Origin of the sequence: Cupriavidus sp. Met-2 (genome assembly GCF_049843575.1) — a bacterium.
GTDB classification, from domain to species: Bacteria; Pseudomonadota; Gammaproteobacteria; order Burkholderiales; family Burkholderiaceae; genus Cupriavidus; species Cupriavidus metallidurans.
Genome location: NZ_JBBHZL010000015.1, coordinates 116,139 through 130,359, shown reverse-complemented (window position 1 = coordinate 130,359; position 14,221 = coordinate 116,139). Strand labels below are relative to the sequence as shown.

Sequence of the window (14,221 nt, the reverse complement as noted above, 5' to 3'; positions counted from 1 at the left end):
TCAGCCATGGAGCCCGCGATCCAGCCGTCTTGTTCCGTCGAACGGAATATTTATTCTTCTGAACAGAATTCTAGCCGAATAATGGATCAGAAGTCGTCCACTACGGGAGCGCGCCAAGCTAAAATTTGCGGCCGCCACGAGGCAACGTGCCTTTGCGGCAGAACCGGTATTCTGTTGAGCCCATGGCAGCCAGTCGGCAGCCAGCGCTATGTAGCCCGCCGACCCTGTCTTTTCACTTCTTCCACTTCAGACATGTTGCAAACTCCTCCCGACGCGGCTGCAGGTCAAACCGACGGTGTTGCGGCAGTCGACCGCGCATTTGCCATCGCTGTTGCGCTGGCCCAGGCTGGCGCGCCGCAGACCCTTGCCGACCTGGCACGGGCGACCGGCATGTACAAGAGCACGCTGCTACGTCTGCTGGCCTCGCTCGAACGGAGCAGCCTGGTCGTGCAACGGCCCGACAAGCGCTACACGCTTGGCTCGCTGGCCTTCCTGTTCGGGCGCGCCTTCGAGGCAAGTCACGGATTGCAGGAGGCCATCTATCCGGTCATGGAATGGCTGGTGTCTAAAGGGACCGAAAGCCCGTCGTTCCATGTGCCGCACGGTCCGGACAACCGCATTTGCCTGCTGCGCATCGACTCCTCCCACTCCACGCTCGACCGCGTGCGCGTCGGAGACGTCCTACCCCTGCGCAAGGGCGCGCCCGGCAAGGTACTGATTGCCTACGGCGCCGGAGCGCCCGCCACCGCGGACACCCCGGTGGTGTTCACCTCGTTCGGCGAGCGCGATCCGCTGTGCGGCGCCATCTCCAGTCCCGTATTCGGGCCTGGCAATACGCTGCTCGGCGCCCTCTCCCTGTCCGGTCCGCTCGAGCGCTTCTCCGAACTCGCCGTGAACCGCATGACGGACCTGCTGCTCGAGGCGGCCAGCAGGGCAACCCAGGCACTCGGTGGCCGCTGGCCGGACGATGCCGCTCCGGATGCGCCAAAAGCCGCGAAGCGCCGCGCCTGATCGGCACGCTCTGGCCACGTTTTTGCGTCGTGGCCAGAGCCCCCTCGCCAGCGACTTCCGCCGCTTTCGTCCCCGAGTTACTTGCCTTCGAATACCAGGCTGATGGCCGGTGCGTACTTGTCGCCGTGGCCAGCCTCGATGGCCTGATCGAGACAGTTCATCAGGTTCTTCGCGCCAGTGGCTTCCACACCCAATTGGTCAGCCAGGGCTACGGCATAGCTGATGTCCTTGCGCGCGTAGGTCACCGGGAATGCGCGCTCCGGAAAGACCTGGGGCGCAATCGCCTTCATGCCGTGATTGCGCAGCGCGAAGCTGTCGGCCGAACCAATGGAAAGCGCCTCGAAAAGCCCCTGCGGCGAAAGACCGGCTCGCACGCCGATCGCACGCGCTTCAGACAGTGCGAGCACGGTCTCGTAGAGCACCATGTTGTTGAGGATCTTCACGACCTGCCCCGCGCCCACGCCACCGGCATGGACGACATCCGAGGCGAACATGCGGATGAACGGGGCAACCAGCGCGAACAGCGCGTCGTCAGCGCCCACCGGCACCGCCAGCGTGCCGGCTTCGGCCGCTGCACGCGTGCGCATGACCGGCGCATCGGCAAACTTCATGCCCCTGGCCGCCATGGCCTCCGCAGCCTTGCGTGCCGTGTTCATCGTGGACGTGCTCAGGTCGACGATGATCTGACCGGCGCGGCCACCGGCCAGCAGGCCGTTTTCGCCCAGCACCACCGATTCGACCACCTCGCCGGAGGGCAGCGACAGGAAGACGATGTCCGCCTGCGCAGAGACCTCCGCCATCGTCGCGGCGCGCACGCCGCATGCGGCCAGACGCGCCAGCGGCGCGGCATCCCGGTCGCACGCGAGGACGGTCGCTCCGCTCTTCTGCGCCAGGTGGCGGCACATAGGCTCGCCCATGACGCCAACACCGATAAATCCAATAGTCTTGATTGCCTGCATGATTTGATGCGCTCCTGATCTGGAAACTGGTAGACGTCAGGCCAGGGCCCCGTCGGACGGGAAGTTCTTCTCGTCCATGCTCCAGTAGATGCCTTTGCTTTGCTGGTAGAGGCGCACACCGTTGACGCCTTTCTCCCGCCCGATGCCGCTGTCCTTGAAGCCGCCGAACGGCGTGGCGATCGACAACTGTTTGTACGTATTGATCCAGACCAGTCCGGTCTCCAGCGCCCGCGCCACGCGCCATGCACGCTGGTAGTTTGCCGTCCAGATGCCGGAGGCAAGACCGAAGGCCGAGTCGTTGGCCTGCGCGATCAGGTCATCCTCGTCGCCGAAAGGCAGGACGCAAAGCACTGGCCCGAAGATTTCCTGCTGCACCGCAGTCGCGCTATTGGACAACCCACCGATCACGGTCGGCTCGAAGAACGCGCCAGCCTGCAGCGCCGCCTCGGGCGGCCGGCGGCCGCCAGCGAGAATCTGGCCGCCTTCCTCGCGCGCGATGCTGACGAAGCGTTCGACGCGATCGCGATGCGCGAAGCCCGCGAGCGGGCCCAGTTGCGAGCCCGCGACGTCTGGCAGGCCAACACGCAACGCGCGGGCGCGTTCGACCAGCAAACCCACGGCCTTGTCGTAGATCGAACGCTGCACGAAGAGCCGCGACCCTGCGACGCACGACTGGCCGCTGCCTTCGAAAATGCCATCGACCACGCCATTGATCGCGGCGTCGATGTTCGCGTCCTCGAAAATGATGTGCGGAGACTTGCCACCAAGTTCGAGCGCTACGGGGATGAGCCGCTGCGCGGCGATGCCGGCGATGCTGCGCCCGGTGGCCGTGCCGCCCGTGAACGACACCATGCGGACATCAGGATGCTCGACGAGCGCCGTACCGGTCTCCCTGCCGTCGCCGGTGACGACGTTGAGCAGGCCCTTGGGCAAGCCCGCCTCGAACGCCACCTGCGCCAGCAGCAACGCGCCCGACGGCGTGACTTCAGAGGGTTTCAGAATCACCGCGTTGCCGGCGGCCAGGGCCGGGGCCACCTTTTGCGCTTCCATCGTCAACGGGGAATTCCACGGCGTGATCGCGGCGACGACGCCATAGGGTTCATAGGCCGTCATCGACAGATAGTTGCCGCGCGACGGCGTCACTTCCGACCCGAGGGTTTCGCAGGCACTGGCATAGAAGCGGAAGGTCGAGGCCGCGGAAAGGGCCTGGGCCCGGCACTCCGACCAGACCTTGCCGTTCTCAAGCATCTGCAGCCGCGCGAACTCGTCGGCGCGCGCTGTCATGGCATCGGCAATCCGCATCAGGATGCCGGCCCGCACGTGGGGCAGCATCTTGCGCCACGCCGGATCATTGACCGCCCGCTTGGCGGACGCGACGGCAGCCGCCACATGCTCGGCCGTGGCAAAGGCGACCTGCCAGTTGACCTCGCCCGTGGCCGGATTGACGGAATCGAAAGTGCGCGCGGGGGTGAAAACACTGACGCCGTCGACCCAAAGAGCGCGGGTCTGGTCTGATTGATCCTGCATTTGCGTGACTCCAATGATTGTGAAATCCAGGAGTACGGCACGCCGGATGACGGTGCTGACGAGAATGTCTCGAAGCCGCTGCTCACAACCGGCGTGACGTTGCGCCGCAATGGACATGTGCGGTCGCGTCTCCTTTTTGCAGACTCCCTTTTCGTTCTATCTACAAGAACGTTAATTCTGCTAAAGAGAATTATGAGGGAGCAAGGCTGAGGACGTCAACCACGCCAGGAAATGCCAAGGGGCAAGGCGCGACAGCCGAAAAGACAACCGGCGCCCGGGCGCGGCCAATCTGGTCGCGCCCGGGCGCCGGTACCGCTGCGTCAGGCCGTGAAGGCCAGGCAGCGAAAGTCGGATACCGAAAGTCGAGTAGCGAAGGTCGAGTAGCGAAGGTCAGGCAGCGAAAAACCGGCGCTCCGCTTCCGCGGGCATCGCCATGCCCGTGACACGGGCTTTCTCCAGCACCTCCCAGAAATAACGGTAGGTGGCACGGTCATGCAGTTCGCCCTTGTACTGGATCGGTCCCCAGTCGGCATCCTGCGCGGCGAGCAGGATGCCGGCGGCGTCCTCCACCTCAGCAAAGTCCGGGCGCATTGCGCTGACGATCGGCAGGATCTGCGCGGGATAGATGCTCCACATGCGCAGGAAGCCGAACTGATTGCGCGCACGGCTGGCGTCGGCGCCAATCACGTCGGCGTCCTTGAGGTTCAGGCAGACGTTGTGCGCAGGCACGATGCCATTGGTCAGCGCCGCAGCCACCATGTCGGCTTTGGCGCGTGCCAGCAGCGCGTGCTCGAACTGGCCGGGGCTGCGCATCGCCGCAGCGGGAATCGCGCCGTGATGGCCACTGACAAAGTCCATCAGGCCGAAGTCCAGCACCTCAATGTCCGGCAGTCCGGCGATCGGGAACACGTCGCGCAGCGCGCCGTGGGTTTCGATCAGCACGTGCACCGGCACCGGCCGCTCCAGCCCGGCACGTTGCGCGGTCTCGCGGATAAACGCGATGACCTCCGCCACCTGCTCATGACGCGTGGCCTTGAGCACGGTGATATAGGCCAGCCGGCCGCCAGCCTGCCCGACGATGATCTCCACGTCCTGACGCCAGGCCGGGTGCGACGGATCATGAATCCGCGCGCCGGCGCGCCCGAAGCGATTGCGGTCGGAGGCGATCATCCTCGCTACCATTTCCGCGTGCTCGCGTTCCTGCCCCGTGGCGGCGCCGTCCTCGCAGTCGCAGGTCACGTCGAATACCGGACCGTACTCCGCTTGCAGGTCCATGGCCTTGCCGATCAGCTTTTCGCTACCGGCAAAGTGCTCGCAGGCGGCCAGCGCGGGAAAGGCTTTCTCGCCGGCAAACAGGGCATCTCTCGGGTGTGTCGCGGTTGTCATGCTTTGTCTCTCGTGTGTGTCGTGTGTCGTGTTCTTGATGGGTCGGACGGACCGGGGACTACCCCGCTCCTTGTCGTTACCGCCTTGTCGTTGCCACCTCGGCATTGGCGCCCGGGCATTACCGCCTTGGGATGGCGATGGTGTAGTCCAGGTCCAGCACCACGCTGGATGGATGCGCGGTCCGGCTCTCGCCGGGCGCGGGGAACGCGATGGATGCCGCGCTGACGTTCTTCACGCCGATCATGCGCAGCCGCAGCCCGCCGAGATGGCCCTGCCCCAGGTCGAGCTTCTCGATCACCTGCGTCGCGCAGGCAATGGTGTCGCCAGCATAGGTCGGATTCACGTGGCTGCCGCCGTTGATGGCGAGAATCGACAGCGCGTTCTCCAGTCCGTCGTACGACAGCGCGCGGCATACCGAAATGATGTGGCCACCATAGACCAACCGCCGTCCACCGCCGGCCGCCATGGCATGACCGTCGAAGTGCGCGCGGGCCGTGTTCTGGTACAGGCGCGTGGCGATGCTGTGGTCGCTGTCGTTGATCGTCATCGCGCCCGGGTGCTCGATGCGCTCGCCCACTGCGTAGTCGTCCCACAGGTCCGCAAAGCCGGTCATCGCCGTGATCTCGCGAACGCGCGCGGTGTAGTCGTCGCGACGCATCCATGCGCTCGGCACCACCGCCTGCGTGGCCGGCACCACCGCTTCCGCGCACGCCGCACCGTGGTCCCGCTTGTGCACCATCACCCAGCGCACCCAGCTCAGCACCTCGCGGCCGTGCTGGTTACGCGCCATGGATCGCACGTAGACCACGCCGCTCTTGCGGCTGGTGTTCTCCTTCAGGCCGATAACCTCGGATTCCACCGCCAGCGTGTCGCCCGGATACACGTGGGCGAGAAAGCGCACCTCCGCATAGCCCAGGTTGGCCACCGCATTGAGCGAGATATCCGGCACGGTCTTGCCGAACGCCGTGTTGAACACCAGCAGGTCTTCCAGCGGCCGTCGCTCCATCCCCAGATCGCGTGCATTGGTCTCGGCCGTGCACAGCGCCGCCCGGCTGCCGGTCAGGCCGATGTACAGACTCCGGTCGCCTTCGGTCAGCGTGCGCGGCGTGGCATGCCTGATCTTCATGCCGACCCGGAAGTCCTCGAAATAGTTACCGCTGCGGCACTTCTCCATATCCATTCCGTTTTATTTGTACGCACATAATTGCAACGAAAGTCGCGAGTGTCAACCGGGATCTTTGCCGCCAAGGCCGCGTACAGGCCGTCAGACCGCACATATATCGCACTTACCTCCGTAGCAGCCTCAACAGTTTCGCTTGCAAAAGTCCGGATACCCTGATTACTATGTCCGTACATATAAGCGAACCAATGCGAAAGTGAGGAGTCGTCGATGCAAAAACTGACCGAAGAGCGGCGCATGATTCAGGAGGCAGCGCGCCAGTTCACGATGGAGCGCGTGCTGCCGATCGCCAACAGGCTGGACCCTGAAAAAGGCCAGATCCCGCGCGACCTGATCGACGAAATGGCCGAGCTTGGCTACTTCGGCATCCTGATCCCCGAGGAGTACGGTGGCCTTGGGCTGGGCGCCTACGAGTACTGCCTCGTGGCCGAGCAGCTTTCGCGTGGCTGGATGAGCGTGGGCAGCCTGATTGCCCGCGGCAATGGCCTGATCGGCGCGCTGAAGGGCCTGGCGCCCGAGAAGAAGGCCGAGTACCTGCCGCGCATGGCGCGTGGCGAATTCCTGGGTGCGTTCTCGCTGTCCGAGCCGAATGCCGGATCGGACGTGGCCAACATCTCCTGCCGCGCCGTGCGCGATGGCGACGACTGGCTCATCACCGGCAACAAGTACTGGTGCACGTTCGCCGACCAGTCCGACTTCATCCTGGTGATCTGCCGCACCGATCCTGTGATCGACCCGAAGGCGCGCCACAAGGGCTTATCCGCATTCCTGGTGGAAAAGCCGCGCGGCGAGCTGCCCGAAGGCGTGAAAGGCAGCGTCATCCCGAAAATCGGCTACCACGGCTGGACCACCTGGGAACTGGCGTTCGACAACTGCCGCGTGCCGCACTCGAGCATGGTGGGCGAGGAAGGCAAAGCGTTCTACTTGACCACCGCCGGACTGGAAACGGCGCGCGCCCACACGGCGGCCCGCTCGATCGGGCTAGCCCAGGGCAGCCTCGAGGATTCGATCCAGTACGCGAAGGACCGCGCCCAGTTCGGCGCCCCGATCGGCAACTTCCAGGCCATCCGCTTCAAGCTGGCCGACATGGCGACGCAGATCGAAGCATCCCGCGCCCTGCTCTACACCGTGTGCGAAAAGATCGACGAAGGCGTGCGCGCCGACACCGAGGCGTCGATGGTCAAGCTGTTCGCCAGCGAGATGTGCGAGCGCGTGACCAGCGAAGGGCTGCAGATCCATGGCGGCGCCGGCTACACCACGCACTTCGCGGCCGAGCGCTACTGGCGCGATGCGCGTCTGACCAAGATTTTCGAAGGCACCTCCGAGATCCAGATGCGCATCATCTCCGATGCCATGCTGGGCAAGGTTGCAGCCTGATCTCCGGGGCAAGCGATGACTTCGAACATGCCTGCCACCGGCATTACCGCCCGCGCCGCCAGCATCGCGGTTGACCGAGCCCTGCGCTTTCCGGCCGCCGCGCTCGACGTGGCGCGGTTGTCCGTCTACGACTGCCTGGCTGTAGCGATCGCGGGGGCCGGCGAACCGGTCAGCGTGGCTGTGCGCGAGCTGGTCAGCCGCGAAGGCGGCACCGCGCAAGCGAGCGCAATCGGCCTGGCGGCGCGCATTCCCGCCCGCGCGGCCGCGATGCTGAACGGCACGGCCGCGCACGCGCTCGACTACGACGATACGCACTTCGACTTCGTCGGCCATCCCACCGTTGCCGTGCTGCCCGCCGCATTGGCCGTGGCCGAACAGCAGCAGGCCAGCGGCAAGGATCTGCTGGAAGCGTTCCTGACCGGGGTGGAAGTCACCTGCCGCGTCGGCGGCTGGCTGGGACGCCCGCACTACAACGCCGGGTTCCACCAGACCGCCACGTCGGGCGCTTTCGGCGCCGCCGCAGCCGCCGCGCGGCTGCTGGATCTCGATGCGGAACGCGCGGCCCACGCGCTAGGTCTCGCGGCCACGCGCGCGTCGGGACTGAAGTGCCAGTTTGGCACGATGGCCAAGCCGTTCCATGCAGGCATGGCGGCGTCCACGGGCGTGGAGTCAGCCACCCTCGCAGCCCTGGGATTCGTCGCCCGCCCTGACGCCATTGAATGCGCCGGCGGTTTCGCCACCACACATGGCGCCGGACAGGGCTGCCTCGACAATTCGTTTGACGGGCTACCCGAAGCCTTCCGCTTCGTCGACGTCCAGTACAAGTTCCATGCGTGCTGCCACGGCACGCATCCTGCGCTGGAGGCATTGCACGGCCTGCGCGAACAGCATCGTCTGACGGGCGGCGACATCGAGCACGTCACGCTGGCCATCGCGCCTCAATGGCTGCCGGTCTGCTGCATCGCGCAACCCACAACCGGCCTGGAGGCCAAGTTCAGCCTCGCGCTGACCGGGGCAATGGTACTGGCCGGTGTGGACACGGCATCTCTGGCGTCGTTTTCCGATGCCTGCTGCCAGGACCCCGCATTGACCGACCTCGCACGACGCATCGAGATCCGTCCCGACCCTGCGATTACCGACACCGCCTGTCATGCGACGGTGCTGACCCGGAGCGGCGCGACACTGTCCCGCCACGTCGATCTCAGCACCCCGGTGCCCTACGACACCAAGGCCACCAAGCTCAATGCCAAGGCCGGCGCCTTGCTGGGCCAGACCCGTGCAGAAGCACTCTGGACCTTCGTAGCCGCGCTGGACACGCTGCCAGCCGCCGTTCTCTACCCGCGCCTGCATGACTGGTTCGCCGATGCCGCCGCCTGATACCCCACACATCGGAGCCCCACGCATGCAAACCCACGCAGACACCCAGACCCATCCCCCCGGCGCCCTTGCCGGCCTGCGCGTGGTCGACCTCACGCAGATGCTCGCCGGACCGTTCTGCACCCAGGTGCTGGCCGATCACGGCGCGGACGTGATCAAGGTGGAAGCGATGACCGGTGACGGCACCCGCATCACCGGCCCGTTCTGTGACGACGACACGCTGCGCGACTTCGGCGGCTACTTCCAAAGCGTCAATCGCAACAAGCGGTCGATCGCGGTGGACCTCAAGAGCAGCACTGGGCGCGAGATCCTGCGCAAGCTGATAGACAGCGCCGACGTCGTGGTCGAGAACTTTCGCGCCGGCGTCATGGAGCGCCTTGGCCTGTCCTACGAAACCCTGCGCGAAACCAATCCGCGTCTGGTCTATGGCACGGTACGCGGCTTCGGCGACCCACGCAGCGGCGAAAGCCCCTACGCGCAGTGGCCTGCCTACGACGTCGTGTCGCAGGCGATGGGCGGCATGATGGGCATCACCGGCCCCGACCGGGACACTGCTACGAAGATCGGCCCGGGCGTCGGCGATACGATACCTGCGCTGATGCTCTGCATTGGCATTCTCTCCGCCGTGCACCGCGCGCGCGACACCGGGCACGGTCAGTTCGTCGACGTAGCCATGACCGATGCGGTACTGGCCATGTGCGAGCGCATCGTCTACCAGACGTCCTACACCGGCGTGGTGCCAGCGCCCGAAGGCAACCGCCACCCGTTGCTTTGCCCCTTCGGCCTGTTCCGCTCGCGCGACGGCCAGGTCTCGATTGCCTGCGCCACCGACGCATTCTGGGAAAAGCTGGCGATCGCCATCGGCCGCCCGGACATGGCCACCGACGAGGCGTTCGCCACCAATGCAGCCCGCGTGCAGCACCAGCAGCAGGTCATCGACGCGATCGAAGCATTCACCACCGTGCGCACGAAGGAAGAGATCGCTGCCGTTCTCGGCGGCAAGGTGCCATTCGGCCCGGTCTACACCGCCGCGGAGATCTTCGCTGACCCGCACTATGCGGTACGCGAGATGCTGGTCGAAGTCGAACAGCCCGGCTCGGCCAGACCGGTGAAGATCGCCGGCGTGCCCATCAAGCTGAGCGACACCCCTGGCGCGGTACGTCGGCGCGCGCCGCTGCTGGGCGAGCACACCGAGGAAATCCTGCTGGCCACCGGCTACACCGAACGGGACATCAAGGGCCTGCGGGAGACAAAAGCCGTTCGCTAGAAAACACAGGACAACCAAAAACAAGCAACAAAGGAGACAGGACATGAACTTCGCGAGAACCGCACTGACGACCTTGCTATTGACGCTTGCCGTCATGCATCCCGCCGCTGCCGCCGACTACCCGGAGAAACCGGTCAAGGTGCTGGTGGGTTTTCCGGCGGGGCAGACTACTGACGTGATTGCCCGCAAGCTGGCGCAGCAACTCTCGACGTCGCTCAAGCAATCGTTCTACGTCGAGAACAAGCCGGGCGTGGGTGCCGGGCTCGCTGCGGAAGAAGTCGCGCGCGCAAAGCCAGACGGCTACACGCTGCTGGCAACCTCGAGCGGGCCGATGGCCGTCAACGGCTGGATCTACAAGAACCAGCGCTACGACAGCGTGCGCGACTTCGAGCCGCTGGCACTGATCGGAGTCTTTCCGCTGGTGCTGGTCGTCAATCCGAACTCGCAGTTCAAGACTGTGGCGGACCTGGTCGCCTATGCCAGGCTCCATCCCGGCAAGGTGAACTACGCATCCGGCGGGAACGGCGTCACCAATCATCTGGTGATGGAAATGTTCAAGCAAACGGCAGGCATCAACCTCGCCCACGTCCCTTACAAGGGCGGCGTCGCCGCGATGACCGACGTGGTCGGCGGGCAGGTGGAGGTGATGTTCGAAGTGGTGTCGATTGCGGAGCCGCTGATTCGCGGCGGAAAGCTGAGACCGCTTGCCGTGGCCAGCGAACAGCGGGTGTCGACGCTGCCGAACGTGCCCACGATCGCCGAATCAGGCTTTCCGGGCTTCCGTGGCAACCCATGGATCGGCGTCGTGGCGCCGAAGAACTTGCCCAAACCGGTTGCGGACAAGCTGTCAGCGGAGATCATCCGCATCTCGAAGACCCCGGAGTGGACCAGGGCGATGGGTGAACTGGGCGCGATTCCTGAAACGATGGGGCCTGCCGACTTCAACCGCTTCGTGCGCGCCGAAGTCACGCGCTGGGGCAACGCGGTCAAGGCTGCCAACGTCAAGGTGGATTGACGGGGCTGCATCCGCCGTCACGCAGGACAGCGGTGGCAAGTCACGCGCCAGCGTGCCTGCCGCGCCTGAGCTGAAACGACACCGACACCCGGTCGGCCGGATACACCGTATCGGTGATCTCCAAAATCCGGCCGGCCGAATCCTTGTACTGACGCACCAGTCGCATACCCGCCGTGCCAGCCTCCACACCGAGTTGATCGGCCAGGGGGCCCTCGATCAGCGTGGCGGTGATCGTTTGCCGGATCTCGGCAATCGCGATCGCATACTCGCGCTCGATCAGCGCGCTGACCAGCACCTGGGGGCTATTCCGAATCGTGTCGACCAGCCCCGCCAGCGTGGCCTCGATATAGATATCCGCAACCGCGACCGGGGTCTGGCCCTTGCGCGCATCCACTCGCGTGCCGGACAGCAGCACCCATGCGCTGCCGATCGGCGCTTCCAGCCGCCGCGCCTGCGCGCGGTCCAGCGTGACATCGCGCACCGCCTCGATCGCCCGCACTTCGGTGGCGGCCACACGCACCAGATCCTCGGCCGTCCCGAACGACTGCGTATACGACGCCCCCGGGTTGGCGGATTCGACGATGGTCCCCACCGCTTTCTTGCGCGAGATATAGCCCAGATCCTGCAGCATCCGCAGCGACGCCCGCACCGTATGGCGGCTGACGCCATGCAACTCGGCCAGTTCGTGCTCGGTCGGCAACAGACTGCCCACCACATGGCGGCCTTCGGATATCTCGCGAATCAGCGTGCTCGCCAGTTCGGCGTAGCGCGTGGGGGCGGGTGACTCGGTCTTGCTGTCCTTCTGGGCGGTTGCCATTGCGATGGATGTCTGGATCTGGATGCCGCCGCATTGTACGGCCTGGCACGGGTGTTGGCTGCGATTGCCGGCCGCGTCCGGCCAACGTCTTGCCGCGCCTGCCTGCGCGGTGATTCTCATACGCCGTGCAGCTGCGAATCTGCCCCAAACTTATCTCCGATCTTGTACGCACATAGTACACGACGATCAACAATGATCACCCGGCTTTCCGCTTCCTATCTCATCTCCGCAATCCCTCGATTTTTGCGCCACCCATCTTGGGTGGGCAGGCGCGTCAGATCTTGCGCACCCCCCATCAGTAGCCGCTACTATGTACGTACATATAAATTTATAAAAACGCTGCCATGGATGCAGCGGATAGCAAGGAGACAAGGATGAAGAGAGGCTTCATAGCCGCCATGCTTTGCGTGGCTGCTGGCGTGGCGGGCGCGTCCGGGATCTACCCGGCCCGCCCGGTCAAACTGATCGTCGGCTACTCGGCAGGTGGCCCGGTCGACAGCGCCGCGCGAATCTACGCGCAGCATCTGGGCACCGTGCTTGGGCAGGTTGTGGTGGTGGAAAACCGTGGCGGCGCGGGCGGTGCCATCGCCGCGACCATGATCACCAAGGCCAGTCCCGATGGCTACACGCTGTTCTTCGTCGGCAGCCCAACCCTGACGATGGCGCCGATGGCGCAGAAGTCCGCCACATACAAGCCGCTCAAGGACTTCACGCTGGTCGGTCTGCTCAACACCTATACCAACGCACTACTGGTGGCGGAAGACTCGCCGCTCAAGAACGTGCAGGACCTGGTCGCCTACGCGAAGACGCACCCTGACGGGCTCGCATTCGGCTCCGCTGGCGTGGGCGCCTCCAACCATCTGGCCGCCGAACTGCTCGCGCAGCGTGGCGGCGTCAGGTTTCTCCACGTCCCCTACAAAGGCAACTCGCCGGCCATCGCAGACCTGATCGGCGGAAAGATCGGCTTCATGTTCGACGTCACCGGCAGCGCGGTCGGCTACGTGCAAGGCGGCAAGGTGCGGGCGCTGGCGGTCTCCTCCGCGACGCGCAACCCCGCCCTGCCCGGCGTGCCGACAGTCGCCGAATCGGGCCTGAAAGGCTTTGACGTGAGCGGCTGGTTCGGCCTGATCGGCCCGCCGGGTATGCCACAGCCGGTCATCGACCGCCTGGTCGGGGCCAACCGCGAAGTCGGCCGCAATGCGGCGTACCTGGAGAGCCTGGCACGCGGCGGCTATGCCCCCAGCATCAGCGGCCCCACGGAGTTCACCGATCGCCTCAGGCAGGACCTGACGCTTTGGAGCGACGTGATCAGGAAAGCCAACATCGAGCCGCAATAAGCCTGCCGACTCGGCACCCAATCTCACCAACATTCAGGAGCAACACAATGCAAGGAATCATGGAAGGCAAGGTAGCGCTGGTCACGGGCGCGGGTGGTGGTATCGGACGCGGTATCGCGCTGGCCCTCGGGGCCGCTGGCGCCCGGGTGGTCGTCAACGACCTCGGGGTATCGATGAGCGGCGAAGGCGGCGATGCCGGCCCCGCGCAGCGCGTGGCCGAGGAAATCCGCGCGGCCGGCGGCCAGGCGGTGGCGAATACTGACAGCGTGTCCACGTGGAACGGCGCTCACAACATCATCCAGTGCGCGCTAGACACCTTCGGCCGCATCGACGCCGTGGTCAACAACGCTGGCAACCTGCGTGACCGCATGTTCTTCAAAATGAACGAGGAAGAATGGCGCTCGGTGATCGACGTGCATCTGCACGGCACGTTCTTCGTCAGCCGCGCTGCCGCCAACCATTTCAAGGACCAGGAAGGCGGCGCGTATGTGCACATGACGTCGACCTCCGGCCTGATCGGCAACTTTGGCCAGGCCAACTACGCCGCGGCCAAGCTCGGCATCGTCGCACTGTCCAAGTCGATCGCGCTGGACATGCAACGCTTCAACGTGCGCTCGAACTGCATCGCGCCGTTTGCCTGGAGCCGCATGACCAGCTCGATCCCAGCCGAGACGCCCGACGAGAAAGCCCGCGTGGCCAAGCTGCAAAGGATGGAGGCCGGCAAGATCGCGCCGATGGCCGTATTCCTGGCGAGCGACGCGGCGCGCGATGTCAGCGGCCAGATCTTCGCCGTGCGCGCCAACGAGATCATGCTGATGAGCCATTCGCGCCCGATCCGCTCGGTGCACATGGGCGAAGGCTGGACACCCGAGGCCATCGGCGAAGTCGCCGTGCCGGCCATGCGCAACAGCTTCTACAAGCTCGAACGCTCCGCCGACGTGATCGGCTGGGACCCGATCTGAGGGGCC

The 14,221-nt window shown here is 65.3% G+C and carries 12 protein-coding genes; 7 read left to right on the top strand and 5 right to left on the bottom strand.

Annotated elements, in window-relative coordinates; genetic code table 11:
• Positions 1–252 precede the first annotated feature (252 nt).
• Positions 253–1,011 (top strand): IclR family transcriptional regulator, encoded by a 759-nt coding sequence (locus WD006_RS25995; RefSeq protein ID WP_049799804.1) that lies wholly within the window; start codon positions 253–255, stop codon positions 1,009–1,011.
• Positions 1,012–1,088: 77 nt separating this feature from the next.
• Here WD006_RS25995 and WD006_RS25990 read toward each other — a convergent pair whose 3' ends face one another.
• The 4 genes from WD006_RS25990 to WD006_RS25975 form a co-directional block, all read right to left on the bottom strand.
• Complete coding sequence (locus WD006_RS25990) at positions 1,089–1,970, bottom strand: NAD(P)-dependent oxidoreductase (RefSeq protein ID WP_029309577.1); 882 nt, start codon at positions 1,968–1,970, stop codon at positions 1,089–1,091.
• A 36-nt stretch (positions 1,971–2,006) separates the two neighbouring features.
• Positions 2,007–3,497, bottom strand: a complete 1,491-nt coding sequence (locus tag WD006_RS25985) for an aldehyde dehydrogenase (RefSeq protein WP_011518901.1) — start codon at positions 3,495–3,497, stop codon at positions 2,007–2,009.
• Positions 3,498–3,887: 390 nt separating this feature from the next.
• Positions 3,888–4,883, bottom strand: a complete 996-nt coding sequence (locus WD006_RS25980; protein ID WP_375199017.1) for an HpcH/HpaI aldolase/citrate lyase family protein — start codon at positions 4,881–4,883, stop codon at positions 3,888–3,890.
• A gap of 118 nt (positions 4,884–5,001) precedes the next feature.
• Positions 5,002–6,057, bottom strand: coding sequence for a MaoC family dehydratase (locus WD006_RS25975; protein ID WP_080711526.1), 1,056 nt, complete (start codon positions 6,055–6,057; stop codon positions 5,002–5,004).
• Positions 6,058–6,273: 216 nt separating this feature from the next.
• Here WD006_RS25975 and WD006_RS25970 point away from each other — a divergent pair, with 216 nt between their 5' ends.
• The 4 genes from WD006_RS25970 to WD006_RS25955 are packed head-to-tail and all read left to right on the top strand — an operon-like array spanning position 6,274 to position 11,099.
• Positions 6,274–7,440, top strand: coding sequence for an acyl-CoA dehydrogenase family protein (locus WD006_RS25970; protein ID WP_011518898.1), 1,167 nt, complete (start codon positions 6,274–6,276; stop codon positions 7,438–7,440).
• Between the two features lie 15 nt (positions 7,441–7,455).
• Positions 7,456–8,817, top strand: coding sequence for an MmgE/PrpD family protein (locus WD006_RS25965; RefSeq protein WP_029309574.1), 1,362 nt, complete (start codon positions 7,456–7,458; stop codon positions 8,815–8,817).
• A gap of 25 nt (positions 8,818–8,842) precedes the next feature.
• The gene (locus WD006_RS25960; RefSeq protein ID WP_029309573.1) at positions 8,843–10,084 is read left to right on the top strand and encodes a CaiB/BaiF CoA transferase family protein; all 1,242 of its coding nucleotides are present in this window, start codon (positions 8,843–8,845) and stop codon (positions 10,082–10,084) included.
• Between the two features lie 43 nt (positions 10,085–10,127).
• On the top strand, positions 10,128–11,099 hold the full coding sequence (locus WD006_RS25955; RefSeq protein WP_029309572.1) for a Bug family tripartite tricarboxylate transporter substrate binding protein: 972 nt from the start codon (positions 10,128–10,130) through the stop codon (positions 11,097–11,099).
• Between the two features lie 40 nt (positions 11,100–11,139).
• Here the strand turns inward: WD006_RS25955 and WD006_RS25950 are convergent, their stop codons facing one another.
• The gene (locus WD006_RS25950) at positions 11,140–11,916 is read right to left on the bottom strand and encodes a GntR family transcriptional regulator (RefSeq protein WP_029309571.1); all 777 of its coding nucleotides are present in this window, start codon (positions 11,914–11,916) and stop codon (positions 11,140–11,142) included.
• A 374-nt stretch (positions 11,917–12,290) separates the two neighbouring features.
• On the opposite strand from WD006_RS25950, the gene WD006_RS25945 reads away from it, so the two are divergent.
• On the top strand, positions 12,291–13,253 hold the full coding sequence (locus WD006_RS25945; RefSeq protein ID WP_029309570.1) for a Bug family tripartite tricarboxylate transporter substrate binding protein: 963 nt from the start codon (positions 12,291–12,293) through the stop codon (positions 13,251–13,253).
• A gap of 47 nt (positions 13,254–13,300) precedes the next feature.
• Entirely contained in the window at positions 13,301–14,215 is a 915-nt protein-coding gene (locus WD006_RS25940; RefSeq protein WP_029309569.1) for an SDR family NAD(P)-dependent oxidoreductase, read from the top strand.
• The last annotated feature ends 6 nt before the right edge of the window (positions 14,216–14,221 follow it).

Bases quoted from the DNA above. Each gene is read 5' to 3' on its own strand.
- WD006_RS25940 (WP_029309569.1), top strand. From the start codon at position 13,301: ATGCAAGGAATCATGGAAGGCAAGGTAGCGCTGGTCACGGGCGCGGGT.
- WD006_RS25965 (WP_029309574.1), top strand. From the start codon at position 7,456: ATGACTTCGAACATGCCTGCCACCGGCATTACCGCCCGCGCCGCCAGC.
- WD006_RS25995 (WP_049799804.1), top strand. From the start codon at position 253: ATGTTGCAAACTCCTCCCGACGCGGCTGCAGGTCAAACCGACGGTGTT.
- WD006_RS25955 (WP_029309572.1), top strand. From the start codon at position 10,128: ATGAACTTCGCGAGAACCGCACTGACGACCTTGCTATTGACGCTTGCC.
- WD006_RS25980 (WP_375199017.1), bottom strand. From the start codon at position 4,883: ATGACAACCGCGACACACCCGAGAGATGCCCTGTTTGCCGGCGAGAAA.
- WD006_RS25960 (WP_029309573.1), top strand. From the start codon at position 8,843: ATGCAAACCCACGCAGACACCCAGACCCATCCCCCCGGCGCCCTTGCC.
- WD006_RS25950 (WP_029309571.1), bottom strand. From the start codon at position 11,916: ATGGCAACCGCCCAGAAGGACAGCAAGACCGAGTCACCCGCCCCCACG.
- WD006_RS25945 (WP_029309570.1), top strand. From the start codon at position 12,291: ATGAAGAGAGGCTTCATAGCCGCCATGCTTTGCGTGGCTGCTGGCGTG.
- WD006_RS25990 (WP_029309577.1), bottom strand. From the start codon at position 1,970: ATGCAGGCAATCAAGACTATTGGATTTATCGGTGTTGGCGTCATGGGC.
- WD006_RS25970 (WP_011518898.1), top strand. From the start codon at position 6,274: ATGCAAAAACTGACCGAAGAGCGGCGCATGATTCAGGAGGCAGCGCGC.
- WD006_RS25975 (WP_080711526.1), bottom strand. From the start codon at position 6,057: ATGGAGAAGTGCCGCAGCGGTAACTATTTCGAGGACTTCCGGGTCGGC.
- WD006_RS25985 (WP_011518901.1), bottom strand. From the start codon at position 3,497: ATGCAGGATCAATCAGACCAGACCCGCGCTCTTTGGGTCGACGGCGTC.